This is a genomic window from Maricaulis sp. CAU 1757 (assembly GCF_054482675.1).
In genome coordinates this window covers 1-22,165 of the sequence record NZ_JBTLRI010000005.1, presented here as the reverse complement: position 1 = coordinate 22,165, position 22,165 = coordinate 1, and the positions used below count along the sequence as shown (strand labels likewise).

Annotated in this window: 37 protein-coding genes; 2 read left to right on the top strand and 35 right to left on the bottom strand. The window is 62.9% G+C overall.

What is annotated here, in order from left to right:
* Window positions 1–26 precede the first annotated feature (26 nt).
* Window positions 27–746, bottom strand: coding sequence for an HAD-IA family hydrolase (locus tag ACXYMR_RS12710; RefSeq protein ID WP_458943258.1), 720 nt, complete (start codon window positions 744–746; stop codon window positions 27–29).
* A 109-nt stretch (window positions 747–855) separates the two neighbouring features.
* Here ACXYMR_RS12710 and ACXYMR_RS12705 point away from each other — a divergent pair, with 109 nt between their 5' ends.
* Window positions 856–1,185 carry a DUF1244 domain-containing protein gene (locus ACXYMR_RS12705; protein ID WP_458943257.1) on the top strand — a complete coding sequence of 110 codons (330 nt, stop codon included), beginning with the start codon at window positions 856–858 and terminating at the stop codon, window positions 1,183–1,185.
* Here ACXYMR_RS12705 and ACXYMR_RS12700 read toward each other — a convergent pair.
* From ACXYMR_RS12700 to crcB, 3 genes are all read right to left on the bottom strand, one after another.
* Window positions 1,182–1,925: a DUF3108 domain-containing protein gene (locus ACXYMR_RS12700; RefSeq protein ID WP_458943256.1), complete on the bottom strand. Its 744-nt coding sequence runs from the start codon at window positions 1,923–1,925 to the stop codon at window positions 1,182–1,184. The genes ACXYMR_RS12705 and ACXYMR_RS12700 overlap by 4 nt on opposite strands.
* Before the next feature lie 103 nt (window positions 1,926–2,028).
* Window positions 2,029–3,021, bottom strand: a complete 993-nt coding sequence (locus ACXYMR_RS12695; protein WP_458943255.1) for an RluA family pseudouridine synthase — start codon at window positions 3,019–3,021, stop codon at window positions 2,029–2,031.
* Complete coding sequence (gene crcB / locus ACXYMR_RS12690; protein ID WP_458943254.1) at window positions 3,018–3,401, bottom strand: fluoride efflux transporter CrcB; 384 nt, start codon at window positions 3,399–3,401, stop codon at window positions 3,018–3,020. Before crcB ends, ACXYMR_RS12695 begins: the two co-directional genes overlap by 4 nt.
* 537 nt (window positions 3,402–3,938) lie before the next feature.
* On the opposite strand from crcB, the gene ACXYMR_RS12685 reads away from it, so the two are divergent.
* The gene (locus ACXYMR_RS12685; RefSeq protein ID WP_458943253.1) at window positions 3,939–4,661 is read left to right on the top strand and encodes a hypothetical protein; all 723 of its coding nucleotides are present in this window, start codon (window positions 3,939–3,941) and stop codon (window positions 4,659–4,661) included.
* Here ACXYMR_RS12685 and ACXYMR_RS12680 read toward each other — a convergent pair whose 3' ends face one another.
* The 31 genes from ACXYMR_RS12680 to ACXYMR_RS12530 form a co-directional block, all read right to left on the bottom strand.
* Window positions 4,662–5,033: a TonB-dependent receptor gene (locus ACXYMR_RS12680; RefSeq protein ID WP_458943252.1), complete on the bottom strand. Its 372-nt coding sequence runs from the start codon at window positions 5,031–5,033 to the stop codon at window positions 4,662–4,664.
* Between the two features lie 63 nt (window positions 5,034–5,096).
* Complete coding sequence (locus ACXYMR_RS12675) at window positions 5,097–6,425, bottom strand: replication-associated recombination protein A (protein WP_458943251.1); 1,329 nt, start codon at window positions 6,423–6,425, stop codon at window positions 5,097–5,099.
* Window positions 6,426–6,595: 170 nt separating this feature from the next.
* Window positions 6,596–8,050 (bottom strand): Do family serine endopeptidase, encoded by a 1,455-nt coding sequence (locus ACXYMR_RS12670; RefSeq protein ID WP_458943250.1) that lies wholly within the window; start codon window positions 8,048–8,050, stop codon window positions 6,596–6,598.
* A 79-nt stretch (window positions 8,051–8,129) separates the two neighbouring features.
* On the bottom strand, window positions 8,130–8,552 hold the full coding sequence (gene rplQ / locus ACXYMR_RS12665; RefSeq protein WP_458943249.1) for a 50S ribosomal protein L17: 423 nt from the start codon (window positions 8,550–8,552) through the stop codon (window positions 8,130–8,132).
* Window positions 8,553–8,597: 45 nt separating this feature from the next.
* The gene (locus ACXYMR_RS12660) at window positions 8,598–9,617 is read right to left on the bottom strand and encodes a DNA-directed RNA polymerase subunit alpha (protein ID WP_458943248.1); all 1,020 of its coding nucleotides are present in this window, start codon (window positions 9,615–9,617) and stop codon (window positions 8,598–8,600) included.
* A gap of 77 nt (window positions 9,618–9,694) precedes the next feature.
* On the bottom strand, window positions 9,695–10,084 hold the full coding sequence (gene rpsK / locus ACXYMR_RS12655; RefSeq protein WP_458943247.1) for a 30S ribosomal protein S11: 390 nt from the start codon (window positions 10,082–10,084) through the stop codon (window positions 9,695–9,697).
* An 11-nt stretch (window positions 10,085–10,095) separates the two neighbouring features.
* Window positions 10,096–10,464: a 30S ribosomal protein S13 gene (rpsM, locus tag ACXYMR_RS12650; protein ID WP_458943246.1), complete on the bottom strand. Its 369-nt coding sequence runs from the start codon at window positions 10,462–10,464 to the stop codon at window positions 10,096–10,098.
* A gap of 143 nt (window positions 10,465–10,607) precedes the next feature.
* Window positions 10,608–11,174 carry an adenylate kinase gene (locus tag ACXYMR_RS12645; RefSeq protein ID WP_458943245.1) on the bottom strand — a complete coding sequence of 189 codons (567 nt, stop codon included), beginning with the start codon at window positions 11,172–11,174 and terminating at the stop codon, window positions 10,608–10,610.
* Window positions 11,171–12,514 (bottom strand): preprotein translocase subunit SecY, encoded by a 1,344-nt coding sequence (gene secY, locus ACXYMR_RS12640; RefSeq protein WP_458943244.1) that lies wholly within the window; start codon window positions 12,512–12,514, stop codon window positions 11,171–11,173. Before secY ends, ACXYMR_RS12645 begins: the two co-directional genes overlap by 4 nt.
* A gap of 33 nt (window positions 12,515–12,547) precedes the next feature.
* Window positions 12,548–13,027, bottom strand: a complete 480-nt coding sequence (rplO, locus tag ACXYMR_RS12635) for a 50S ribosomal protein L15 (protein WP_458943243.1) — start codon at window positions 13,025–13,027, stop codon at window positions 12,548–12,550.
* Between the two features lie 41 nt (window positions 13,028–13,068).
* Window positions 13,069–13,254, bottom strand: a complete 186-nt coding sequence (gene rpmD / locus ACXYMR_RS12630; RefSeq protein ID WP_458943242.1) for a 50S ribosomal protein L30 — start codon at window positions 13,252–13,254, stop codon at window positions 13,069–13,071.
* A gap of 12 nt (window positions 13,255–13,266) precedes the next feature.
* Entirely contained in the window at window positions 13,267–13,872 is a 606-nt protein-coding gene (gene rpsE / locus ACXYMR_RS12625; RefSeq protein WP_458943241.1) for a 30S ribosomal protein S5, read from the bottom strand.
* 12 nt (window positions 13,873–13,884) lie between these two features.
* On the bottom strand, window positions 13,885–14,247 hold the full coding sequence (gene rplR / locus ACXYMR_RS12620; protein ID WP_458943240.1) for a 50S ribosomal protein L18: 363 nt from the start codon (window positions 14,245–14,247) through the stop codon (window positions 13,885–13,887).
* 8 nt (window positions 14,248–14,255) lie between these two features.
* A complete protein-coding gene (gene rplF / locus ACXYMR_RS12615) occupies window positions 14,256–14,789 on the bottom strand; it encodes a 50S ribosomal protein L6 (protein ID WP_458943239.1) in 534 nt (177 codons plus the stop codon).
* A gap of 12 nt (window positions 14,790–14,801) precedes the next feature.
* Window positions 14,802–15,200, bottom strand: a complete 399-nt coding sequence (rpsH, locus tag ACXYMR_RS12610) for a 30S ribosomal protein S8 (RefSeq protein ID WP_458943238.1) — start codon at window positions 15,198–15,200, stop codon at window positions 14,802–14,804.
* A 16-nt stretch (window positions 15,201–15,216) separates the two neighbouring features.
* Complete coding sequence (rpsN, locus tag ACXYMR_RS12605) at window positions 15,217–15,522, bottom strand: 30S ribosomal protein S14 (protein ID WP_458943237.1); 306 nt, start codon at window positions 15,520–15,522, stop codon at window positions 15,217–15,219.
* Between the two features lie 49 nt (window positions 15,523–15,571).
* The gene (rplE, locus tag ACXYMR_RS12600; protein ID WP_458943236.1) at window positions 15,572–16,132 is read right to left on the bottom strand and encodes a 50S ribosomal protein L5; all 561 of its coding nucleotides are present in this window, start codon (window positions 16,130–16,132) and stop codon (window positions 15,572–15,574) included.
* On the bottom strand, window positions 16,125–16,442 hold the full coding sequence (rplX, locus tag ACXYMR_RS12595) for a 50S ribosomal protein L24 (RefSeq protein WP_458943235.1): 318 nt from the start codon (window positions 16,440–16,442) through the stop codon (window positions 16,125–16,127). The genes rplE and rplX overlap by 8 nt, the downstream gene beginning before the upstream one ends.
* A 1-nt stretch (window position 16,443) precedes the next feature.
* The gene (gene rplN, locus ACXYMR_RS12590; RefSeq protein WP_458943234.1) at window positions 16,444–16,812 is read right to left on the bottom strand and encodes a 50S ribosomal protein L14; all 369 of its coding nucleotides are present in this window, start codon (window positions 16,810–16,812) and stop codon (window positions 16,444–16,446) included.
* A 40-nt stretch (window positions 16,813–16,852) separates the two neighbouring features.
* On the bottom strand, window positions 16,853–17,089 hold the full coding sequence (gene rpsQ / locus ACXYMR_RS12585) for a 30S ribosomal protein S17 (protein WP_458943233.1): 237 nt from the start codon (window positions 17,087–17,089) through the stop codon (window positions 16,853–16,855).
* A 2-nt stretch (window positions 17,090–17,091) separates the two neighbouring features.
* Window positions 17,092–17,292, bottom strand: coding sequence for a 50S ribosomal protein L29 (rpmC, locus tag ACXYMR_RS12580; protein ID WP_458943232.1), 201 nt, complete (start codon window positions 17,290–17,292; stop codon window positions 17,092–17,094).
* A gap of 13 nt (window positions 17,293–17,305) precedes the next feature.
* Window positions 17,306–17,719 carry a 50S ribosomal protein L16 gene (rplP, locus tag ACXYMR_RS12575; protein WP_458943231.1) on the bottom strand — a complete coding sequence of 138 codons (414 nt, stop codon included), beginning with the start codon at window positions 17,717–17,719 and terminating at the stop codon, window positions 17,306–17,308.
* 11 nt (window positions 17,720–17,730) lie between these two features.
* A complete protein-coding gene (gene rpsC, locus ACXYMR_RS12570; protein WP_458943230.1) occupies window positions 17,731–18,435 on the bottom strand; it encodes a 30S ribosomal protein S3 in 705 nt (234 codons plus the stop codon).
* On the bottom strand, window positions 18,435–18,815 hold the full coding sequence (gene rplV / locus ACXYMR_RS12565) for a 50S ribosomal protein L22 (RefSeq protein WP_458943229.1): 381 nt from the start codon (window positions 18,813–18,815) through the stop codon (window positions 18,435–18,437). Before rplV ends, rpsC begins: the two co-directional genes overlap by 1 nt.
* Window positions 18,816–18,818: 3 nt before the next feature.
* Window positions 18,819–19,097: a 30S ribosomal protein S19 gene (gene rpsS, locus ACXYMR_RS12560; protein WP_458943228.1), complete on the bottom strand. Its 279-nt coding sequence runs from the start codon at window positions 19,095–19,097 to the stop codon at window positions 18,819–18,821.
* Between the two features lie 10 nt (window positions 19,098–19,107).
* Complete coding sequence (rplB, locus tag ACXYMR_RS12555; protein ID WP_458943227.1) at window positions 19,108–19,944, bottom strand: 50S ribosomal protein L2; 837 nt, start codon at window positions 19,942–19,944, stop codon at window positions 19,108–19,110.
* Window position 19,945: 1 nt separating this feature from the next.
* The gene (locus tag ACXYMR_RS12550) at window positions 19,946–20,242 is read right to left on the bottom strand and encodes a 50S ribosomal protein L23 (RefSeq protein ID WP_458943226.1); all 297 of its coding nucleotides are present in this window, start codon (window positions 20,240–20,242) and stop codon (window positions 19,946–19,948) included.
* A 1-nt stretch (window position 20,243) separates the two neighbouring features.
* Entirely contained in the window at window positions 20,244–20,879 is a 636-nt protein-coding gene (gene rplD, locus ACXYMR_RS12545) for a 50S ribosomal protein L4 (protein ID WP_458943225.1), read from the bottom strand.
* A complete protein-coding gene (gene rplC / locus ACXYMR_RS12540) occupies window positions 20,876–21,640 on the bottom strand; it encodes a 50S ribosomal protein L3 (RefSeq protein ID WP_458943224.1) in 765 nt (254 codons plus the stop codon). Before rplC ends, rplD begins: the two co-directional genes overlap by 4 nt.
* 4 nt (window positions 21,641–21,644) lie before the next feature.
* Window positions 21,645–21,959 carry a 30S ribosomal protein S10 gene (rpsJ, locus tag ACXYMR_RS12535; RefSeq protein ID WP_011643734.1) on the bottom strand — a complete coding sequence of 105 codons (315 nt, stop codon included), beginning with the start codon at window positions 21,957–21,959 and terminating at the stop codon, window positions 21,645–21,647.
* Window positions 21,960–22,043: 84 nt separating this feature from the next.
* A partial coding sequence (locus ACXYMR_RS12530) for an EF-Tu C-terminal domain-related protein (RefSeq protein WP_458943457.1) occupies window positions 22,044–22,165 on the bottom strand: 122 nt, incomplete at its 5' end.

Genomic DNA, 22,165 nt, shown 5'->3' with positions numbered 1-22,165 from the left:
GCGGCAACCGAAAACCTGAAAGACTTTTAGGGTCTAACTGCCCCGGCAGCAGGTTGGGAAGGGTTGGGCAGCACCGGTTCGAAACGGTCGAAGGCCGCGTTCAGGCTATCGAAATCATGGTGCATCTCGTCCGCACCGCCCGCCTCGATTTCGCTTTGGGTGTGAAACCCCCAGCTCACGCCAAGTGTTCGCACCCCCGCATTGCGTCCCATCTCCATATCGAACCGGGTATCACCGATCATGAGCGCCTGGCCCGGCCGTGTTCCGGTTTCTCTGAGAGCATCCAGCACCATGCGCGGATGCGGCTTGCCGGGACCGTGATCGACCGTCTGGAAGGTATCGAAATAGCGATGCAGGTCGTGATGCTCGAACACGATATCGAGCCCGCGCCGCGCCTTGCCTGTGGCCACGCCCATAAGCCACCCGTCGTCAACAAGGCGTTCGAGCGTCTCCCTTGCCCCCGCATAGAGCGGTTCGGAGAAGCCCTTCTCGGCGCGCTGCTCGACAAAGGCCTGCTTGTACCAGCCGGTCAGCTCGGCCAACCGCGCGGAAGGATAGTCCGGCGGCGCCAGCCGGCGCACCGCTTCGCCCAGCTCGAGTCCGACAATGGTGCGCGTGCGTTCGTACTCGATGCCGCCGAGGCCGGCCCGTCGGAACGCTGCATCCATCGCCGCCTGGATCACCTGCCGACTGTCGACCAGCGTTCCATCAATGTCCCAGATGGCAAGCTTGAGAGGAGTATCCATCGAAATCCGGCCTGTTCCGCTGAGCGGCGGACATAGGCACCACAGCGCCGGGTGACAAGGCGCGCGCGCCGTGCCTAACTCGCGCCATAACCTTTTCAGGAGCAGCCCGATGGCCCAGCCCCCTAACGCCCCGCTGACCGACCGCGACCGCGAAGCGCTAGATGCAGCGGCCTTTCGTCGCCTGATCAGCCATTTGCAGGAGCACCACGAGGTCCAGAACATCGACCTGATGTTGCTCGCCGACTTCTGCCGCAACTGCCTGGGCGACTGGTGGCAGGAAGCCGCCGAGGACCGGGGCATAAACGTCAGCCGCGACGAAGCCCGCGCGCGGATCTACGGCATGTCGCCATCCCTCTGGAAAGAGCGCTACCAGACCGAAACGGCACCAGAAAAGCTGGCTGCATTCAAGGCACGGCAGGCCGCCAAGGCCGAGGCCTAGGACGGGTCGCCACCGGCGGTCTCGAGTGGCATGGCGAGATATCGGAAGGGAGCCTCCGGCACGTCGAGCCTAACAACTTGCCCGCTCGCCCTGTCAACAAAGATGTCGTTGGGCGGGGTGCCGCCCCGCTGCTCGATCCGCAGCGCGTCAAACTGCCCGGCCGGCGTGTCGACCTGCTCGTAAGCCCTGGCCGTCAGGGTCACTGTCTCGACTGCGTCGCGCATCGGAACCCACCAGTCGAATTCAACAACATCCCCGGGCTCAAGCTCGAGCACGGACGCAAGCATGAAGAAGGTGGCTCGCACGAGCGTGCCCGGCTCGAGCTGTCGGTCGATGGGCGACCGGATGACCTCTTGCTGGGGAGCGTGGATATCCACCGAGCCTGTCGTCTTGCCAGCCACCAGATCGCTGTCCACGACCGCGTAACGAATGCCGGAATGGTAGCGCAGGTCGATCGAGATCGGTGACAGGGTTGCGGCGTCCAGCAGCGCCTCGAACACCTCGTAATCGCCGCGCGAATGAATCATCGACCGATCCCAGAGATGCACACCTTCGTCATCACTGTACCAGCCGAACCGCATGAACCCGTCCGGTTCCCCGTCAACGAACAGGCCAAGGTGAAATCCGCCGGATTCCAACGCCTCGCGATTGACGTTATCAATCCAATCCTCTGACTGGGCCCAGGCCGTGCCGAAGCCGAGCAGTCCGGCTATCGACAATTGGACAAGCGACTTGATCATGTGTCCCCTCCGAAAACCCCACGAAACCACCCCGTCGGGGCGGTGTCGACGGGCTCGCGCGCAAGTGACGCGAACGTGACTCCGTGTGAGCGCTGCAGGGAGCTTAAGCCAGGTCCTCCTCGACCATCGCCTCGTCGATCTCGTTCTCCACGAAGCCCAGCGTGTCGTAGATTTTCTTCAGCGGCTTGGGCAGTTCGGCTGTCAGAACCAGCGGCTTCTGGCCATCGCGCGGGATTTCCAGGCGGCGGGCGTGCAGGCAGAGTCGCCGCCCCAGGTCCTCCGGCGCCGGTCGGTGGCAAGTGTATTTCTTGTCGCCGAGGATGGCCGTGCCCATGGCTGCCAGGTGCACCCGCAACTGGTGCGTTCGCCCGGTCACCGGTCGCAGCGCTACCCAGCTGGCCTTCTGGCCCGCCTCGCCCACCACGACATAGCGCGTCAGCGCGTGCTGGGCCCCGGCATCACCGTGCGATGCTGCCACCATGACCTCACGCTCGCTATCGGTGCCGGCGATCGCGTCCTTGCGTATGAAGCCCTTGATTTCGCCCTTCTTAGGCTTGGGCACGCCGATGGCGATGGCCCAGTAGGTCTTCTTCGTGCGATGCGACTGGAAGGCCTTGGCCAGACGCGCCGTCGCCTTCGGGCCCTTGCCGACGATCAGGATACCCGAGGTGTCCTTGTCGAGCCGGTGCACCAGGCGCGGTCGCTCAAGCCCCTCGCCGAAGGCGTCGAGCATGCCGTCAATGTGCCGGGTTGTCTTGGAACCGCCCTGTACGGCCAGCCCCGCCGGCTTGTTGAAGGCGATGAGCTCCTTGTCCTCATAGATGACCAGGGAGCGGATGAAATCTTCATCCTCCCGGGACAGGCGGTTGCCCGGTGGCTTTTCGCCGGGCTCCGGCAACGGCGGCACCCGCACCTGCTGGCCCTCGCTGACCCGGCTGTCGGCCTTGACCCGGCCGCCGTCCACACGCACCTGCCCCTTGCGACACAGTTTCTGGACCATGCCCTGGGAAACATGCGGGAAGCGCCGCTTGAACCAACGGTCGACGCGCGAACCGTCTTCGCTAGCCTCCACGGTAATTGTCTGAACGCCGCTCATGAACTCACCTTTCGCATGATCACCAGGCCGATCATCAGTCCACCCGCCGCCAGCACAACTGATCCGGCTCCATAACCGAACGCACCCAGATAAAGCTTGCGCTGGAGTAATTGAACCAGTTCAAGCGAGAAGGCAGAGAAGGTCGTGAAACCACCCAGCACGCCCACCGCGGCAAACAGCCGAACCGCCTGACTTCCATCCCGGCCCTGACTGACCAGCCAGCCAACCAGAAAACCCATCAGAATGCCGCCGACGATATTGATCGCGAGGGTTCCCCAGACCTGGTCCGGGCCCCAGGCTCGCTCGGCCGTCCGGCTGACGGCATAGCGCGCCATGGCACCCAGCGCACCGCCGGCCGCAATCAGCAGATAATTCAACATCCCCGCTCGATAGGCTGGCAGGAGGCGGCTGGCAAGGCCGCGACTCTTGGTCGGCCCGGCCGGCGGCCGCACGAATTGCGCTGTGGCGTGGGCCTGTCCGGCACACCCCCTCAACATTGCAACTAATTTATGTTTAGCCATCTGTTTTTGCATAGCGGCCGGCCGGTAAAGGACGTGGTCGCCAGGACGCTAACTCCCTATTTACCAAGCCACAAACCGGGATCAGCCCGGAAAACAACAATGAATGGACACTTCAATGACTCGTTTCTCCTCGACCCTGACCACCCTGATTAATGTGCTCTTCATGGCCGGCGTCGCCGGTGGCGTGATGATTGCGCTCGGAAGCACACTCTGATCCGGCATCCCGGCCCCGCCCGGACACCTCGACCGATACCAGAAACGGGACGCGGCCCAGCCGGTCCCGTTTTTGTTTGCGCGCCGCCAGATGTGACGTAAACCCCGTCACACCCCACACTCCGGCTTTTACCGGGCCGCAGAACCGCTAGACTGGCCGCGTCACCAGTCGGAGCGTGTTTCATGTCCATCGTCTTGCTGTCCGCCGCCCTCTTCCTGCAGGAGGCCGACCTGAGGCGCGACCAGACCCCCGTCCAGAATACCGGCGTCGAAACCCGGGTCGAGAACGCGGAGCCGGTCGAGACGCCAGTCACCGCCGCTGACCTGATCGCCGAAGCCCGTCGAAACTGGCAGGACTGGCACGTGGTGATCGCCCAGCTCGCGGCCCGGCGCGCCCAGGAACGCTATCTCGCCGAGCTTACCCTGCCCGCCATTTCCAGCCCCGCTATTGACGCCGAAAGCCGCAGCGAGGTTCTGTCCGCCCTGCATCCCCTGATCGAGCGCGTCGAGACCAGCAATACCGGCTGGGCCGTCGAGCAATTGACAGAAATCGACCTGGTCGGACTCTGGACCGTCGATGCCCGCGCCGGCTCGCAGCTCATCTCGCTGGCCGAGCGGGACCAGGACAACGCTGGCGCTGTGGTCACGGCCCTCGGCCCCGTGGCCCGTGCCGGGTTGATTGACGGCCAGGCCTACGCTGAACGGGCCGATGCCCTAGCCAGGCAGGAAAACCGGCCACAGCCTTATGGAACCGCCACCGATTGCAGCGACGGAACGGCACAGATCTGGCAGGTCGAAGCGCCGGATGCTCTCGATACGCGTCGCGAGGCGCTCGGCCTCCTACCCTTCGACGTCGATCAGGTAATTGCCGCGGCCGGCCCCTGTCCGGACCCGGCCGAGGATTGATCAGCTGGTGCGGCTGCGGGCCACTACCCAGAGCATCAGCGCTGCCGCCAGCATGATGCCAAAGCCGGCAATGCCCAGGATCGGCCCGGCCTCCGCTTCCGGCATCTGTCCGCCGTAGAGCATGTAGAGAAAGCCGACGAGGACCACCGTCCCGGCCTGGTGCAGGATCAGCTGGATCCACCCCAGCAGTCCCGCCTCCGGCGCGAACAATCGGAACAGGATGCCCCAGAATATCGACAAGGCGCCGCCGACTAGCATGATGTGGGCGTGTGTCGGCATTTGCGAATGGTCCCCGCTGGCGCCCATGACCTGACCCAGCGTCATGCCGATCAGCAGCCAGGCCAGACCCAGCACTACGGAAAGTTTCTGCATGTTTCCCCCCATGGTTGAACGGAGGGAGACTCTCGTTTCAGGGACGAGTCGACAAGTGCGATTTTATGCGTCGTCGTCGGAACCGGTCGTGCGGCGCGCGTCTCGGCGGCGACGCCATTCGGCCAGTCGCTCGACCAGAACCGCCTCGCGTCCAACCGGCTTGGGTTGGTAGAATACCGGCCGCTCCGACAGGCCCTCGGGGAAGTAATCCTGCCCGGAAAACCCGTCCTCGGCATCGTGGTCGTACTCGTAGCCGGCGCCATAGCCCTGCGACTTCATCAGCTTGGTCGGGGCATTGAGGATATGCGCCGGCGGCATCAGCGACCCGGTCTCCTTGGCCATGCGGCGGGCCCGTTTGTAGGCGATATAAACGGCGTTCGATTTGGGTGCCGTGGCCAGGTGCACAACGGCATGGGCCAGCGCCAGTTCCCCTTCCGGCGAGCCAAGGCGTTCATAGGTCCGGGCCGCCTCGGCGGTGACCATGAGCGCCGTCGGGTCGGCAATGGCGATTTCTTCCGACGCCATCCGCACCAGCCGCCGGGCCAGAAAAAGCGGGTCTTCGCCGCCTTCCAGCATGCGAGCAAACCAGTATAGCGCGGCATCCGGATCGGAACCTCGCACCGCCTTGTGCAAAGCCGAGATGAGATTGTAATGCTCCTCCCGGTCCTTGTCGTAGGCCGTCGCCCGCTTGTTCAGGAGCTCACCCAGCCGGTCCGGCCCGATTGGCGCCTCGGTCTCCAGCGTGAAGGTCTCCTCAACGAGGTTCAGGAGATAGCGCCCATCGCCATCGGCCATGTTGCGCAGCAGGCGGCGCGCCTCCGCATCCAGCGGCAGGGTCCGCCCCATCTCCGCTTCCGCCCGCGCGATCAGTTGCTCCAGCCCGTCATCATCAAGGCGCTTGAGCACCAGCACCTGGCACCGCGACAGCAGCGCCGCGTTGAGCTCGAAGGAGGGATTCTCGGTCGTCGCTCCCACTAGGGTAATGACGCCCTCTTCGACCACCGGCAAGAAACCGTCCTGCTGGGCCCTGTTGAAACGGTGTATCTCGTCGACGAAAAGCAGTGTGCCACGCCCGGCCTGTCGCCGTGCCCGCGCCCGTTCGAAGGCCTTCTTCAGGTCGGCAACGCCGGAGAACACGGCGGACAGCGGTTCGAACTCCAGCGCGCTGTCCTCGGCCAGCAAGCGGGCAATGGTCGTCTTGCCAACCCCGGGGGGCCCCCACAGGATCATCGAGGCGAGCCGGTTCTGACTTCGCATGCGCGCTATCGGACCCGATCCCGCCAACAAGTGATCCTGGCCCACCACCTCATCCAGGGACTTGGGTCGCAGCCGGTCGGCCATTGGCCGGGGCGTGCCGGTTTCCAGACCGGCGGCTTCGAAGAGATTGCTCATGACGCTAGTCTGCCTGACAGCCACAGCGAGGAAAGACCGGGGCACAGATTTTCGGTTGCGAGGCGTGCAGATTGCCCGCCGGCAACCGCGTGAAAGTCGATCTGGAGATAGCGGACCAGCCCTCGGGCCGTCGCCGCGCCCCTCTCTAGACGACTACAGGCCAGCAAACCTCAATAAAGCCGCAAGGTGGCCTCGTGACGGCGTCCACGACGCTCAATGACCACTGGCCATAGCTGATCGCCGTCGCGCCGCTCCAGCACGTCCTCAAGCTGATCCAGCGTGCGGATGCGCTCATTCGCAACCGCGAGCAACCGGTCGCCGGGCCGGATTCCGAACCCCTGCGCGATCGAGCGTCTTGCGATGCCCGTGACGATCACCCCGCCCTCGAACGGGTCCAATCCGACGCGTTCATTGAAGGCCGGGCTCATTTCCACCACCGAGGCCCCGCTCAGCGGATTACGTCCGTTGACCACCAGAGGGGCGGGTTCGGGAAGACCCGGCGCAGCCTCGACCACAACACCCAGCCTGGCTTCCTGGCCGTCCCGGAGCACGGTGAATACCGCTTCCTCGCCGGCAGCGCGGGTGGCCAGCCGGAAGCGGGCACCGGCGTCATTGTTCACCTCACGCCCGTCAATGGCGAGAATGATATCGCCTTGCTCCAGCCCGGCCCGGTCCGCCGCACTGTCGGGATAGACCTCGCCGATCAGCGCGCCCTGCGGTCGGTCCAGCCCCAGGCTCTGGGCGATGTCATTGCTGACTGTCTGCAGGCGGGCGCCCAGCCAGGGCCGGATCAGCTCGCCTTCCGACAGCGCGGTGTCGACGACCCGCCGCACCAGTTCGGCCGGGATGGCGAAACCGATGCCGTTCGAGCCGCCCGAGCGCGAGAAGATCATGGTGTTGACCCCGACCAGCTCGCCCTGCATGTCGACCAGCGCTCCACCGGAATTGCCCGGATTGATGGCCGCATCGGTCTGGATGAAGGATGCATAGTCCGACCGTCCGACATCGGTGCGGGCCAAGGCCGAGACTATTCCCGAAGTCACCGTCTGACCGACGCCAAAGGGATTGCCGATGGCGAGCACCAGATCACCGACCTCGATATCGCCGGACATGTCGAAATTCATCACGGGCAGCGGCTCATCCGTAGCGACACGCAGCACTGCCAGGTCCGACGCTTCGTCGGTCAGCAGGATCTCCGCCTCGTACTCGCGCCGGTCCGCCAGCACGACACGCAATTCGGTCGCCCCGGCCACGACATGATTATTGGTCACGATGACCCCGGACGGGTCGACGATGACTCCGGAGCCGAGGGAATTTTGCTGACGCGGCTGATTGCCGAAAAAGCGCGAGAAGAACGGATCAACGGCCTGCACTTGTCGGCGGGTATAGACATTGACCACCGCCGGCGCGGCTTCCCGTACAATCGGCGCAAATGACATCTGCATGTCCGCCCGGCTTTCGGGCAGCACGCGATCATCGGCTTGCGTGAGATCACTGACCGGCGGGCTCGGGTTCGCAGGCGGGACCTGGAGATCGTCCGGCTGGGCATCGACATCCGCGGCCTGGCTGCAGGCGGCGGCAAACAGGAGGCTGGCAATAAGAACTGGCTTCATCATGAGGCTCATATAGTCGGACTCCCGGGCACGAAAAAGGCGGCTTGCTGAAGCAAAGCCGCCTTTTCCTGAACCTGTCATGACGCGAGGCTTACTCCTCGGTCATGCCCTCTTCGGCTTCCAGCCGGGCGCGGTCGGCAGCGCCCTTGGCAGCCGGGTCGCGATCGACCAGCTCGATGACCGCCATCGGGGCGTTGTCGCCATGACGGAACCCGGCCTTGAGCACGCGGGTGTAACCACCGTCGCGCTCGGAGTAGCGGCCGCCGAGCGTGTCGAACAGCTTCTTCACCTGGCCCTCATTGCGGACCTTGGACATGGCCAGACGGCGGCCATGCACGTCACCGCGCTTGGCCAGCGTGATGAGCTTGTCCATGAAAGGCGCCAGTTCCTTGGCTTTCGGCAAGGTGGTGACGATCTGCTCGTGCTCGATCAGCGAGGCGGCCATGTTGGCCAGCATCGCCTTGCGGTGCGAGTGGGTACGGTTGAGCTTGCGGTGTGCGATGCCGTGGCGCATGGCTTTATCTCCTCAAGTCCGGTTCAGGTGCCTCCCGGCAGCTGCCTAGACGTGATCCTCGAAACGTTTGGCGAGATCTTCGATGTTCTCCGGCGGCCAGTTCGGCGCTTCCATGCCGAGATGGAGACCCATCTGGGCGAGAACTTCCTTGATCTCATTGAGCGACTTGCGGCCGAAGTTCGGGGTACGGAGCATCTCCGCCTCGGACTTCTGGATCAGGTCGCCGATGTAGACGATGTTGTCGTTCTTCAGGCAGTTCGCCGAACGCACGGACAGCTCCAGCTCGTCGACCTTGCGCAGCAGCGCCGGGTTGAAATCGAGCTCGGGCTTGTCGTCCTCGGCCGGACGGGCCTCGACGGCTTCCTCGAAGTTGATGAAGATCTGGAACTGGTCCTGGAGGATGCGCGCGGCATAGGCCACGGAATCTTCCGGGGTCACGGTCCCGTCGGTCTCGATCTCGAGGATCAGCTTGTCATAGTCCAGCACCTGACCTTCGCGCGTATTCTCGACGCGGTAGGACACACGCTTGACCGGGCTGTACAGTGCATCAACGCCGATCAGGCCGATCGGGGCATCTTCCGGGCGGTTACGCTCGGACGGCACATAGCCCTTGCCGGTGTTGATCGTGAACTCCATCCGGATCTCGGCGCCCTCATCGAGGGTGCACAGGACCAGATCCTTGTTGACGATCTCGACGTCGGCAGACTCTTCAATATCGCCGGCGGTGACAACACCCGGACCGGTTTTCTTGAGGACGACGCGCTTGGGCCCCTCGCCATGCATGCGCAGGGCGATCTGCTTGATGTTGAGCACGATGTCGGTGACGTCTTCACGAACGCCGTCGATCGACGAGAACTCGTGGACGACGCCATCAATGTGCACATTGGTCACCGCAGCGCCCTGCAGAGAGGACAGCAGCACACGGCGAAGCGCATTGCCGAGAGTCATGCCGAAGCCACGCTCCAGCGGTTCGGCGACGATCTTCGCCTGGCGCTCGGGGCTGTGCCCCGGCTCGATTTCCGGCTTCATCGGGCGGATGAGTTCTTGCCAGTTCTTTTCGATCACGTTCTTACTGCCCCTTCATCAGCCGCACGGCCATGCCGGCGGCGCGTTCAACAGGCGAAATCCGCTGCTGCGTTGGATTAAACGCGGCGGCGCTTCGGCGGACGACAACCGTTATGCGGAATCGGCGTGACGTCCTGGATGGTGGTGATGGTGAAACCCACCGACTGAAGCGCCCGCAGGGCACTTTCACGTCCCGAACCCGGACCGGAGACCTTGACTTCAATGGTCTTCATTCCGTGTTCCATGGCTTTCTTGCCGGCATCCTCTGCCGCCATCTGGGCTGCGTAAGGGGTCGATTTGCGCGAACCCTTGAAGCCCATGTGACCGGAAGACGACCAGGAAATCGCGTTGCCCTGAGCGTCGGTGATGGTCACCATGGTGTTGTTGAAGCTGGCATTCACGTGGGCAACGCCCGCCGTGATGTTCTTACGCTCACGCCGCTTAACGCGGCCGGTATCCTTAGCCATGATTCTGGCCCCTACTTCTTCTTACCGGCGATCGGTTTGGCCGGACCTTTGCGCGTGCGCGCATTGGTGTGAGTGCGCTGCCCACGGACCGGCAGACCACGGCGATGCCGTAGGCCACGATAGTTACCGAGGTCCATGAGACGCTTGATGTTGACGGCCACCTCACGGCGCAGATCGCCTTCCACGATGTGATCACGATCGATCACTTCGCGGATCTGCAGGATCTCTGCATCGTTGAGGTCGCTGACGCGGCGCTCGGGCGAGATGGAAACCTGCTCGCAGATCTCCTTCGCCTTGGCCGGGCCAATGCCGTGGATGTAACTCAGCGCGATCTCTACGCGCTTGTTCGTCGGAATATTGACGCCGGCAATACGGGCCACAATCCATCTCCCAATTCAGAACGCCGTTCGCGGACGACCCAACGGACAACCTTTCGGTCGCCGCGTGAGCTCGCCCGTTTCGCGAAGGGCGCTATCTACAGTCAGCGTTGCCACCCCGTCAATGGGGTTGCAACAGGTGCAAGTCACTTCTTGTCCAGGGCCGCAGCGATTTCCGCCGAGACCTTGTCCATGGACCCCATGCCCTCGACCTCCCGCAACTTGCCCTGCTGGGCATAGAACGGGATGAGCGGAGCGGTCTGGTCCTGGTAGGCTTTCAAACGCACTTTGAACGCTTCGATATTGTCATCGGCGCGTCCTTCTTCGGCAGCGCGCTTTTCCATGCGCGCCACCAATTCGTCTTCGTCGACCATCAGCTGGACGACGGCATCGACCTTCGACCCGCGCTTGGCCAGGGCAGCATCGAGCGCCTCGGCCTGGGCGACGGTCCGCGGAAAGCCGTCAAAGATGGCGCCACCGGCGGCTTCCGCCTCCGGCAGACGTTCTTCGATCAGCTCGATGACGATCTCGTCGGACACCAGGTTACCGGCATCCATGATTGCGGCCACACGTTGGCCAAGCTCGGTGCCGGCAGCTTTCGCCTCGCGCAGCATGTCTCCGGTCGACAACTGAACCCAGCCGCGATCGGCAACAAGCCGCTTCGCTTGGGTTCCCTTGCCGCAGCCCGGAGGCCCGAACAAAATTACATTCATCGCTTCCGCCCCCGCAGCTTCGACTTCTTGATCAACCCCTCGTACTGATGGGCCAGCAAGTGCGACTGGATCTGCGAAATCGTGTCCATGGTCACAGAGACAACGATGAGGATGGACGTGCCACCAAGAGCGATACCACCGGCGCCGCCACTCAGGATCATCGGCGTGACGCAGATGATGGTCAGGTAGATGGCCCCGATCAGGGTCAGACGCGAGAGCACATAGTCGATGTACTCGGCGGTCCGCTTGCCCGGGCGGATGCCCGGCAGGAAGCCACCATACTTGCGCAGATTGTCAGCGGTATCTTCCGGGTTGAACACCACGGAGGTGTAGAAGAAGCAGAAGAAGATGATCATCGCCGAGTACAGCACCAGGAAGAGCGGCGAACCGGCGCCCAGATAGGCGACCATGGTTTGCAGCCACTGCGGGCCGGATTGCGACTGGAAACCGGCGGCGGTGGCCGGAAGCAGGAGCAGAGCCGAGGCGAAGATCGGCGGGATGACACCGGCCGTGTTGAGCTTGAGCGGAAGGAAGGAGGTATCGCCCCCAACCATCCGGTTGCCCTGCTGGCGCTTGGGATACTGGACCAGAAGCCGACGCTGCGAGCGCTCGACGAAGACCACCAGCACCAGGCCGGCCAGGATGAGCAGGGCCCCACCGAAGAAGGTGGCCGGGCTCAGACTGCCTGCGGCACTGGCGGCAAGGGCGCCGCCAAGCAGGCCGGGAACGGCCGCGATGATACCGGCGAAAATGATCAGCGAGACACCGTTGCCGACGCCGCGGGCAGTGATCTGCTCACCCAGCCACAGCAGGAACATGGTTCCGCCGACCAGGGTGATGACGGTCGAGGCTATGAAGAACGGGCCCGGGTTGACGGCCATGGTCAGGCCGTCCGCATTCGGCGTGTTCATGCCAATCGCGATGGCCAGCGCCTGGCCAGTCGCCAGCAGCACAGTCAGATACCGCGAATACTGGTTGATCTGCTGCCGCCCCTGCTCGCCACCTTCCTTCTTCAGCTTTTCAAGGCTGGGAACGGTGGCCGACATCAACTGCATGATGATCGAGGCGGAAATGTACGGCATGACGTTCAGGGCAAAGATCGCCATGCGTTCGACGGCGCCGCCGCCCAGCACGTTGAACATCTGCAGGATGCCGCCGGAATTCTGTTCGAAAACACGGGCATACTGTTCCGGGTCGATACCCGGGACCGGAACGAAGGTACCAATCCGGTACACGATCAGAACACCGATCGTGAACAGGATTCGTTGCTGCAGCTCCTTCGCCTTGGCGAAGGAGCTGAAGTTCATGTTCGCAGCGAGCTGTTCAGCAGCTGAAGCCATCTAAACGTCCTTTGGAAGGTCGAGGTAAGTCGCTTATTCCGACGCGTCGTTCGACGCAGCGGTCAGGGTCACCTTGCCACCGGCCTTCTCGACAGCCTCGATGGCCGCCTTGGAGGCACCGGCAACGGTCACTTCCACTTTGGACTTCAGTTCGCCCTTCGCAAGGAGGCGCACACCGTCAAGCTGACGACGGACCAGGCCCGCCGCGACGAGCACGTCACCGTCGATCGGCTTCTTGGCGTCGATCGTGCCGGCCGCAATGGCCTTTTCCAGGCGCCCGAGATTGACCTCGGCCCACTGCTTCCGGTTCGGCTTGTTGAAGCCGCGCTTGGGCAGACGCATGTGGAGCGGCATCTGGCCGCCCTCAAAGCCCTTGATGGCCACACCCGAGCGGGATTTCTGACCTTTGACACCCCGGCCACCGGTCTTGCCCTTGCCCGAGCCGATACCACGGCCGACGCGGGTGCGCTCTTTGGTGGCACCCTCTTTGTCGCGCAATTCATTGAGACGCATGTCGTTCTCCATTCGATGGAGCGGTTTCCCGAAAACGGGACCTACTCCTCGACGATTTCCACCATATGGCTGACCTTGGCAATCATGCCGCGGACAGACGGGGTGTCTTCAAGTTCACGCACGCGGCCGATGCGGCCGAGGCCGAGGCCCACGAGCGTCTGGTGCTGGTCCTTGGGGCGGCGGATGGGGCTACCCGTCTGGCGCACACGAAGAGTTTTCTTGGCCATTATCCGGCGTCCTTACGCTTCGATCGCTTCCGGCGACGACGCGCCATCGGCACGACGGTTCACCACATCGCCAACCTTCAGGCCGCGCTTCGCCGCAACCGAGCGCGGGCTCGACTGGGACTTCAGCGCGTCGATGGTGGCGCGGATCATGTTGTACGGGTTCGAAGTGCCGACCGACTTGGCGACGACGTCCTGGACACCGAGGGTCTCCAGCACGGCACGCATCGGACCACCGGCGATAACACCGGTACCCGGAGGCGCTGCCCGCAGCACGACCTTGCCGGCACCGTGACGGCCCTTGCCGTCGTGATGCAGGGTCCGGCCTTCGCGCAGCGGCACGCGAACCATGGTCTTCTTGGCTTCGTCGGTGGCCTTGCGAATGGCTTCCGGCACTTCACGTGCCTTGCCCTGGCCAAAGCCGACACGGCCCTTCTGGTCGCCGACCACGACGAGTGCGGCGAACTGGAAGTTCCGGCCACCCTTCACCGTCTTGGCGACGCGGTTGATGTGGACGAGCTTGTCTACGAGCTCGTCGTCACGCTCCTGGTCACGGTCCCGTCCGCGGCCGCGGCCACGTCCGCCCCGGTCACCCCGGTCGCGCTGTTGCTCATGAGCCATACGTCCGCTCCCTTAAAAGCTCAGACCGCCCTCGCGGGCCGCCTCTGCGAGCGCTTTGACGCGCCCGTGATAGATGTAACCGCCACGATCGAAGACGACTTCCTTGACGCCTTCCTTGACGGCGCGCTCGGCCAGCAACTTGCCAACGACTTCGGCCGCTTTCACGTCCGTGCCCTTGGCGTGTTGCTTGGTCGCGGCTTCCTCGAGCGAGGAAGCAGCCACCAGCGTCTTGCCCGCCACATCGTCGATGATCTGGGCGTAGATGTTCTTCGAAGAACGGTAGACCGAGAGCCGCGGACGGCCATTGGCCAGTTTCCGCAGGCGGATCCGCGTGCGCTGAGCGCGGCGGACGGATTTTTCGCGTTGAGTCTTCATCGCTCGCCCTACTTCTTCTTGCCTTCTTTGCGGCGAATGTACTCGCCCGCATATTTGATGCCCTTGCCCTTGTAGGGCTCCGGCGGACGGAAGCGGCGGATTTCCGCGGCGACCTGGCCGACCTGCTGCTTGTCAGCGCCCGAGATTTTCACCTCGGTCGGCTTGGCAACAGCAATGGTGATGCCCTGCGGCGCGTCATAGACGACGTCGTGCGACAGGCCCAGCGACAGTTTCAGGGCGGAACCCTGCATCTGTGCGCGGTAACCAACGCCGACCAGTTCGAGGTCTTTCTCGAAGCCGGCCGAAACACCCTGGACCAGATTGGCCAGGATGGCACGTTGCATGCCCCACATGGCCCGAGCCCGCTTGGTCTCGTTGGTCGGCTTGACGGTCAGACCGTCTTCGCCCTGGGTGATGGTGACATCGTCGACGATCGCCATCGACAGCTCGCCTTTCGGGCCCTTCACGGTGAGTGAAGAGTCGCCGAGATTGGCAGTGACGCCAGACGGAAGGGCGACCGGGAGTTTACCGATACGTGACATGGGTTCGCTCCCTTAGCTGACGTGGCAGAGGATCTCGCCGCCCACATTGGCTTCACGAGCAGTCGAATCCGACATCACGCCGCGCGGCGTGGAGAGGATTGCGATGCCGAGGCCGTTCTGGACGAGCGGAAGATCCTTGACGCCGGAATAGACGCGGCGACCGGGCTTGGAGATACGCTTGATCTCCGAAATGACCGAGTCACCTTCGAAATACTTGAGCTCGATCTCGAGCTCCTTCATGCCGGAGCCATGCTCGACTTCCGCGAAATCGCGGATGTAGCCTTCGCTCTTCAGCACTTCGAGAACACGGCGACGCAGCGCCGAGGCCGGCGTGGACACCGTCCGCTTGTTGCGCATCAGCGCGTTGCGGATGCGGGTCAGCATATCGCCGAGAGGATCATTCACAGACATGTTTCGTCTCCCTCTCTTACCAGCTCGACTTGACCATGCCCGGGACCAAACCCTGGCTGGCCAGATCACGCAGCGCGATACGCGACATGCGAAGCTTGCGGTAGAAAGCGCGCGGACGACCGGTGATCTCGCACCGGTTACGCACACGCGACGGTGCGGAATTGCGCGGCAGAGCCGCGAGCTTCAGCTGAGCAGCAAAACGCTCCTCGACCGGCAGCTCCTGGTCACGCGCGGTCGCTTTCAGCGAGGCACGTTTGGCAGCATAACGCTTGGCCATACGCTCGCGTTTGCGATTGCGTTCAACTGCGGATGTTTTCGCCATTTAAGTTCTCCTGCGTGCGAGCCCCGAATGGACCCGCTCTCCTGTTGCGTCAGTTCGAAAACGGAAAATCGAACTCGGCCAACAGGGCCTTCGCTTCTTCATCATTGTCCGCGGTGGTGCAGACAACGATATCCATGCCCCGGATCTTCTCGACCTTGTCATAGTCGATTTCCGGGAAAACGATATGTTCTTTCAGACCCATCGCGTAATTGCCACGACCGTCGAAGCTCTTTCCGTTGAGCCCGCGGAAGTCACGCACACGCGGCAGGGCGACCGTGATGAGGCGGTCCAGGAATTCGTACATACGATCCTGGCGCAGCGTCACTTTCGCACCGATCACCTGCTCCTCGCGGAGCTTGAAGCCCGCGATGGACTTCTTGGCGACAGTCTGTACCGGCTTCTGGCCGGCAATGGCTTCGAGGTCAGCCAGGGCACCCTTGATCTTCTTGGAATCCTGGGAAGCCTCGCCGACACCCATGTTGATCACGATCTTGTCCAGACGCGGGATCTGCATGGGGTTCGTATAACCGAACTTTTCCTTCATGCGATCACGAATCTCAGCGTGATACTTCGCACGGAGGCGCGGGGTATAGGTGGCGGTATCAGACATCGATAACCTCGCCCGAGCTCTTGGCGATGCGAACCTTCTTGCCGTCTTCAAGCGTCTTGAAGCCAACACGGGTTGCCTCGCCGGTTTTGGGGTCCGCCAGCGCCACATTCGAAATGTGCAGCGAGGCTTCCTTTTCCTTGATTCCGCCCTGGTCGGTCTGGGTGGCGCGGGTGTGGCGCTTGACCACATTCACGCCGGCCACGATGACGCGGTCCTCGGTCGGGATCACCTGCATGACTTCGCCGGTCTTGCCCTTGTCACGGCCGGCGAGAACGACGACTTTGTCGCCCTTCTTGATCTTGGCGGCCATTTTACAGCACCTCCGGAGCCAGCGAGACGATCTTCATGTGGTTCTTGTTGCGCAGTTCGCGCGGAACCGGGCCGAAGATACGCGTGCCGAGCGGCTCGTTGTTGTTGTTGATGATGACGGCGGCATTTCCGTCAAAGCGAATGACGGAACCGTCCTTGCGCTTGATGTCCTTGGCGACACGAACGACGACGGCCTTGCGGACGTCACCCTTCTTCACGCGACCGCGCGGAATGGCTTCCTTGACGGAGACGACAATGATGTCTCCGACGTGGGCGTAGCGACGCTTGGCACCGCCGAGCACCTTGATGCACTGCACACGGCGGGCGCCAGAATTGTCGGCCACGTCCAGATTGGTTTGCATCTGGATCATCGCAGATCCTCCTTAAGAGAAAGGCTTGCTCTCACCAGGCCTAGGCCTCGGCGCGAACAACCTCCCACCGCTTCAGTTTCGACTTGGGTGCACATTCCTGGATCTGGACCTGTTCACCGACTTTGAACGTCTCTTGTTCGTCATGCGCGTGATAACGCTTGGTGCGACGGACGGTCTTGCGCAGCAGCGGGTGGAGGAAAGTCCGTTCCACACGCACCACGACGGTCTTGGCACCTTTGTCACTCACCACGACGCCTTGCAGGATACGCTTCGGCATCGTCAGCTCCCTTGCTGTTGCTTGCGCTCGCCCTGCACCGTCTTGATGCGCGCGATGTCGCGGCGCAGCTGGGTGTAGCGGGCGGTGTTCTCCAGCTGGCCGGAAGCCTGCTGGAAGCGCAGATTAAACTGTTCTTTCTTCAGCTTCAGGAGCTCGTCCTTCAGCTGGTCTTCGGTCATCGCGCGAACGTCAACGGATTTCATCGTTGTGTTCTCCCTATTCGCCGAGGCGGGCGACGATCTTGGTCTTCACCGGAAGCTTTGCCGCGCCGAGCTCAAGAGCTTCGCGAGCAACATTCTCCGGGACACCGTCGATCTCGAACATGATACGGCCGGGCTTGACCTTGCAGGCCCAGTACTCGACCGAGCCCTTGCCCTTACCCATACGAACTTCGGTCGGCTTCTTGGAAACCGGCACGTCCGGGTAGATACGGATCCAGACACGGCCCGCACGCTTCATGTGGCGGGTAATGGCACGACGCGTCGCTTCGATCTGACGCGCCGTCACGCGTTCCGGCTGAAGCGCCTTGAGACCATAGGACCCGAAGTTGAGCGTGAAGCCCCCCTTCGCAGCACCCTTGATACGGCCTTTGTGCGCCTTGCGGAATTTCGTGCGTTTCGGTTGCAGCATGGCTGATATCCTTACGCGGCTTGGCGGCCCGAGCGGGCGCGCTGCTCACCCGACTCCTGGAGCGTGCGCTCCTGGGCGGTCGGGTCGTGTTCCATGATCTCGCCTTTGTAGATCCAGACCTTGATACCGATGATTCCCATCGCGGTCTTGGCTTCGGCGGTCCCATAATCGATGTTGGCGCGCAGCGTGTGGAGCGGCACGGAGCCCTCCTGGTACTGCTCGCTACGGGCAATCTCGGCACCGCCGAGGCGGCCGCCGCAAAGGATCTTGCAGCCCTTGGCACCCATGCGCATGGCCGATTGCAGGGAGCGCTTCATGGCGCGGCGGAAAGCCACACGACGCTCGAGCTGCTGGGCAATCGATTCCGCCACCAGGGTAGCGTCGACTTCCGGCTTGCGCACTTCGACCAGGTTCAGGAAGACTTCGCCGTCGACCATCTTCGACAGCTCCTTGCGGAGCGTCTCGATGTCCGAACCCTTCTTGCCGATCACCACACCCGGACGAGCCGTGTGGATGGTGACGCGGCACTTCTTGTGCGGACGCTCGATGACGATCTTCGAGACGCTGGCATTCTTGAGACGCTCTTTGAGCATCTTGCGGATCTTGATGTCCTCGTGGAGCAGCTTGGCGTACTCGCCAGCGCCGGCATACCAGCGGGACTCCCAGGTGCGGTTGACGCCGAGGCGCAGACCGATCGGATTGACTTTCTGACCCATCAGGCGGCCTCCTCGACTTCACGCACCACAATGGTGAGCTCGGAAAACGGCTTCAGGATCTTCGCGCCGCGACCGCGTGCACGAGCCCGAAAGCGCTTCATCACAAGATTTTTGCCGACGAAGGCTTCCGACACGACAAGGCTGTCAATGTCGAGGCCGTGATTGTTCTCGGCATTCGCGATCGCGGACTCGAGGGTCTTCTTGACCTCTTTGGCGATGCGCTTGCGCGAAAACTCGAGATCCGCCAGCGCCCGCTCGACCTTCTTGCCGCGGATCAGCGCGGCCACAAGATTGAGCTTCTGCGGGCTGGTGCGGATCATCCGCAGCTTGGCGCGCGCTTCGTTGTCAGCGACGCGACGGGGATTGGCAGACTGGCCCATCGCTTATCTCCGCTTGGATTTCTTGTCCGCCGCGTGACCGTAATAGGTCCGGGACGGAGAGAATTCACCGAGCTTGTGACCGACCATGTCTTCACTGATCAGCACAGGCACAAACTTGTTGCCGTTGTGCACCTGGAAAGTCAGGCCCACGAATTGCGGCATGATGGTTGAACGGCGCGACCAGGTCTTGATCGCTTGCTTGCGGCCACCCTCGTGCGATTTTTCTGCCTTCTTCAGCAGATAACCGTCGACGAACGGACCCTTCCATACAGAACGCGGCATCTCCGGCTCCCTATCGCTTCTTGCGCTCGTGGCGCGAGCGGATGATGAACTTGTCGGTCGACTTGTTCTTCCGGGTCTTCGCACCCTTGGTCGGCTTGCCCCACGGGGTCACCGGGTGGCGACCACCCGAAGTCCGGCCTTCACCACCACCATGCGGGTGATCAACCGGGTTCATGACGACACCGCGGACCGACGGGCGCTTGCCGAGATGGCGATTGCGACCGGCCTTGCCGAGATTGATGTTGAGGTGGTCCGGGTTCGATACCGCACCGACCGTGGCCATGCAGGTATCGGGAACCATGCGCAGCTCGCCCGAAGCCAGACGGATCTGGGCGTAGCCGGCATCACGGCCAACCAGTTGGACATAGGCACCGGCGGAACGCGCGATCTGGCCACCCTTCTCCGGCTTCATCTCCACATTGTGGAGGATGGTGCCGACCGGGACGCCCTTCAGCGGCATCGCATTGCCCGGCTTCACATCGGTCTTGGCCGACGCGATCACCGTATCGCCAACGGCGAGACGCTGCGGGGCCAGGATGTAGGCCTTCTCGCCATCCTCATAGTTGAGGAGCGCGATGAACGCCGTCCGGTTCGGGTCGTATTCCAGGCGCTCTACGGTCGCCGGCACGTCCCACTTGCGACGCTTGAAGTCGATCAGGCGATACAGGCGCTTGGCACCGCCGCCACGACGACGAGCGGTGATCCGGCCGGTATTGTTGCGGCCACCCGACTTGGTGAGGCCTTCGACCAGCGTCTTCTCGGGGCGTCCCTTGTGCAGCGCGGAGCGATCCACGAGCACCAGGGCACGGCGGCCCGGAGAAGTCGGTTTGAATGTTTTCAAAGCCATCTTACAGACCCGTCGTCACGTCGATCGAGTGACCCTCTGCGAGAGTCACGACCGCTTTCTTCTGGTCATTGCGCCGACCCGCGATACCGCGGAAGCGCTTCGTTTTCCCGTGCACCTTGATGGTGTTCACCGCGGTGACCTCGACCTTGAAGAGGGACTCGACCGCTTGCGCGATGTCCTTCTTGTTGGCGGTCAGGGGCACGAAGAAGACTACCTTGCCGTCTTCAGACAGCAGGGTGGACTTTTCCGTGATCACCGGGCCCAGGATCGTATCGTAATGGCGCGCAGCAGTTGACATCTCAAGCCTCCTTCGCGCTGAGACGCTCGTGGATCTTGTCCACGGCGGATTTGGTCAGCACCAGGGTGTCGCGACGCAGCACGTCATAGACGTTGAGGCCCTGGGCGGGCAGCACGTCGATGGCCGGCAGGTTGCGAGCCGCCTTGGCGAAATTCTCGTTCACGTCCTCGCCGGAGATGACCAGGGCATTGGAAATGCCCAGACCCTCGAACGAGCTGCGAAGCTCCTTGGTCTTCGGCGCATCCATGGCCGCATCATCCAGGATGATCAGCGAGTTGGACCCGGCCTTGGCCGACAGGGCGTGACGCAGGCCAAGCGCGCGAACCTTCTTGGGAAGGTCGTGGGCGTGGCTGCGGACGCGCGGTCCGTGGGCCTTGCCGCCGCCGACGAAGATCGGAGCCGAACGGGCGCCGTGGCGAGCGCCACCGCCGCCCTTCTGGCGACCGAACTTCTTCTTCGTCAGATTGATTTCCGAACGGCCGAGCGTCTTGTGAGTGCCTTGCTGGCGGGCTGCCAGCTGCCACTTCACGACGCGCTGCAGGAGGTCGGAGCGCACCTCTTCAATGCCGAAGACGGCATCGTCGAGATCGATGGCACCGGCGTCCTTCGCCGCGAGGGTTTTGACCTCGATCTTCATGCTTGCGTTCCTTCTTCACCGCCGGCCGCTTCCGGGGCCGCAGCCTCGGTCGCCGGGGCGTTCAGCTCGTCGAGCGAACGAAACTTGCCCGGACGCGGCAGATCAGCATCGCCGTGTCCCTTGACCGCGTCGCGCAGCTCAACCCAGCCGCCGGCCGATCCGGGCACGGCGCCCTTGACCAGCACGAGGCCGCGATCAGCGTCGACACGGACCACTTCGATGTTCTGCGTGGTCACGCGGGCAGCGCCCATGTGGCCGGCCATTTTCTTGCCCTTGAACACCTTGCCGGGGTCCTGGCACTGACCGGTCGAACCGTGCGAACGGTGCGAGATGGACACGCCGTGCGTGGCGCGCAGGCCGCCGAAATTGTGCCGCTTCATGGCACCGGCGAAACCCTTACCGATGGACGTACCCGCCACATCGACCTTCTGGCCGGGGACGAAGTGATCGGCGGTCAGCTCGGAGCCAACCTCGATCAGGGCGTCGTCCGAGACGCGGAATTCGACCAGCTTGCGCTTCGGGGCCACATTGGCCTTGGCGAAGTGGCCGCGCATGGCTTTCGGCGTACGCTTGGCTTTCGCCTCGCCAGCACCCAGCTGCAGCGCCACATAACCATCACGGTCAGCGGTCTTGTGAGCCACCACCTGGACATTGTCCATGTGCAGCACCGTGCACGGCACGTGGGTACCGTCTTCGGCAAACACGCGCGTCATGCCCAGCTTGCGGGCGATCACGCCGGTTCTACGATCTTCCTGGCGCATAGTCCTACGCTCCCAGCTTGATCTCGACGTCCACACCGGCCGACAGGTCGAGCTTCATCAGCGCGTCAACCGTCTGCGGGGTGGGGTCTACAATGTCGAGAAGACGCTTGTGAGTCCGAATTTCGAACTGTTCGCGCGACTTCTTGTCGATGTGCGGCGAACGCAGCACAGTGAATTTCTCGATACGCGTCGGCAGCGGAATCGGACCGCGAACGTTCGCGCCCGTGCGCTTGGCCGTGGAGACAATCTCCCGGGTGGAATTATCCAGAACCCGGTGATCGAACGCCTTCAGGCGAATGCGGATGTTTTGACGTTCCATCAAACCGATCCCGTTCTTAACTTTCAAAAAGAGCAAGGTCGGGGCGACAACCCATGAGGCGCCGCCCCGACCTGGTTTGTACTTTTACTCGACGATCTTGGAGACGACGCCGGCGCCGACGGTGCGGCCACCTTCACGGATAGCGAAGCGCAGCTTCTCTTCCATGGCGATCGGCACGATCAGCTCGACATTCATTTCCACATTGT

Coding starts and splice junctions, on each gene's coding strand:
- rpsH (WP_458943238.1), bottom strand. CDS start 15,200: ATGTCTGTGAATGATCCTCTCGGCGATATGCTGACCCGCATCCGCAAC.
- rplV (WP_458943229.1), bottom strand. CDS start 18,815: ATGGGCCAGTCTGCCAATCCCCGTCGCGTCGCTGACAACGAAGCGCGC.
- rpsJ (WP_011643734.1), bottom strand. CDS start 21,959: ATGGAACGTCAAAACATCCGCATTCGCCTGAAGGCGTTCGATCACCGG.
- rpsN (WP_458943237.1), bottom strand. CDS start 15,522: ATGGCGAAAACATCCGCAGTTGAACGCAATCGCAAACGCGAGCGTATG.
- ACXYMR_RS12685 (WP_458943253.1), top strand. CDS start 3,939: ATGTCCATCGTCTTGCTGTCCGCCGCCCTCTTCCTGCAGGAGGCCGAC.
- ACXYMR_RS12550 (WP_458943226.1), bottom strand. CDS start 20,242: ATGTCAACTGCTGCGCGCCATTACGATACGATCCTGGGCCCGGTGATC.
- ACXYMR_RS12695 (WP_458943255.1), bottom strand. CDS start 3,021: ATGAGCGGCGTTCAGACAATTACCGTGGAGGCTAGCGAAGACGGTTCG.
- crcB (WP_458943254.1), bottom strand. CDS start 3,401: ATGTTGAATTATCTGCTGATTGCGGCCGGCGGTGCGCTGGGTGCCATG.
- rpmC (WP_458943232.1), bottom strand. CDS start 17,292: ATGAAATCCGTTGACGTTCGCGCGATGACCGAAGACCAGCTGAAGGAC.
- secY (WP_458943244.1), bottom strand. CDS start 12,514: ATGGCTTCAGCTGCTGAACAGCTCGCTGCGAACATGAACTTCAGCTCC.
- rplP (WP_458943231.1), bottom strand. CDS start 17,719: ATGCTGCAACCGAAACGCACGAAATTCCGCAAGGCGCACAAAGGCCGT.
- rpsS (WP_458943228.1), bottom strand. CDS start 19,097: ATGCCGCGTTCTGTATGGAAGGGTCCGTTCGTCGACGGTTATCTGCTG.
- ACXYMR_RS12710 (WP_458943258.1), bottom strand. CDS start 746: ATGGATACTCCTCTCAAGCTTGCCATCTGGGACATTGATGGAACGCTG.
- rplR (WP_458943240.1), bottom strand. CDS start 14,247: ATGAAGACTCAACGCGAAAAATCCGTCCGCCGCGCTCAGCGCACGCGG.
- rplC (WP_458943224.1), bottom strand. CDS start 21,640: ATGCGCCAGGAAGATCGTAGAACCGGCGTGATCGCCCGCAAGCTGGGC.
- rplQ (WP_458943249.1), bottom strand. CDS start 8,552: ATGCGCCACGGCATCGCACACCGCAAGCTCAACCGTACCCACTCGCAC.
- rplN (WP_458943234.1), bottom strand. CDS start 16,812: ATGATCCAGATGCAAACCAATCTGGACGTGGCCGACAATTCTGGCGCC.
- rpsK (WP_458943247.1), bottom strand. CDS start 10,084: ATGGCTAAGGATACCGGCCGCGTTAAGCGGCGTGAGCGTAAGAACATC.
- rplO (WP_458943243.1), bottom strand. CDS start 13,027: ATGCGTCTCAATGAATTGCGCGACAAAGAGGGTGCCACCAAAGAGCGC.
- rplE (WP_458943236.1), bottom strand. CDS start 16,132: ATGTCTGATACCGCCACCTATACCCCGCGCCTCCGTGCGAAGTATCAC.
- rpsQ (WP_458943233.1), bottom strand. CDS start 17,089: ATGCCGAAGCGTATCCTGCAAGGCGTCGTGGTGAGTGACAAAGGTGCC.
- ACXYMR_RS12705 (WP_458943257.1), top strand. CDS start 856: ATGGCCCAGCCCCCTAACGCCCCGCTGACCGACCGCGACCGCGAAGCG.
- rplF (WP_458943239.1), bottom strand. CDS start 14,789: ATGTCACGTATCGGTAAACTCCCGGTCGCCCTTCCGTCTGGCGTCACT.
- rpsC (WP_458943230.1), bottom strand. CDS start 18,435: ATGGGTCAGAAAGTCAATCCGATCGGTCTGCGCCTCGGCGTCAACCGC.
- ACXYMR_RS12700 (WP_458943256.1), bottom strand. CDS start 1,925: ATGATCAAGTCGCTTGTCCAATTGTCGATAGCCGGACTGCTCGGCTTC.
- rplD (WP_458943225.1), bottom strand. CDS start 20,879: ATGAAGATCGAGGTCAAAACCCTCGCGGCGAAGGACGCCGGTGCCATC.
- ACXYMR_RS12670 (WP_458943250.1), bottom strand. CDS start 8,050: ATGAGCCTCATGATGAAGCCAGTTCTTATTGCCAGCCTCCTGTTTGCC.
- rpsE (WP_458943241.1), bottom strand. CDS start 13,872: ATGGCTCATGAGCAACAGCGCGACCGGGGTGACCGGGGCGGACGTGGC.
- ACXYMR_RS12675 (WP_458943251.1), bottom strand. CDS start 6,425: ATGAGCAATCTCTTCGAAGCCGCCGGTCTGGAAACCGGCACGCCCCGG.
- rplB (WP_458943227.1), bottom strand. CDS start 19,944: ATGGCTTTGAAAACATTCAAACCGACTTCTCCGGGCCGCCGTGCCCTG.
- ACXYMR_RS12680 (WP_458943252.1), bottom strand. CDS start 5,033: ATGCAGAAACTTTCCGTAGTGCTGGGTCTGGCCTGGCTGCTGATCGGC.
- ACXYMR_RS12645 (WP_458943245.1), bottom strand. CDS start 11,174: ATGAATGTAATTTTGTTCGGGCCTCCGGGCTGCGGCAAGGGAACCCAA.
- rplX (WP_458943235.1), bottom strand. CDS start 16,442: ATGGCCGCCAAGATCAAGAAGGGCGACAAAGTCGTCGTTCTCGCCGGC.
- rpmD (WP_458943242.1), bottom strand. CDS start 13,254: ATGGCCAAGAAAACTCTTCGTGTGCGCCAGACGGGTAGCCCCATCCGC.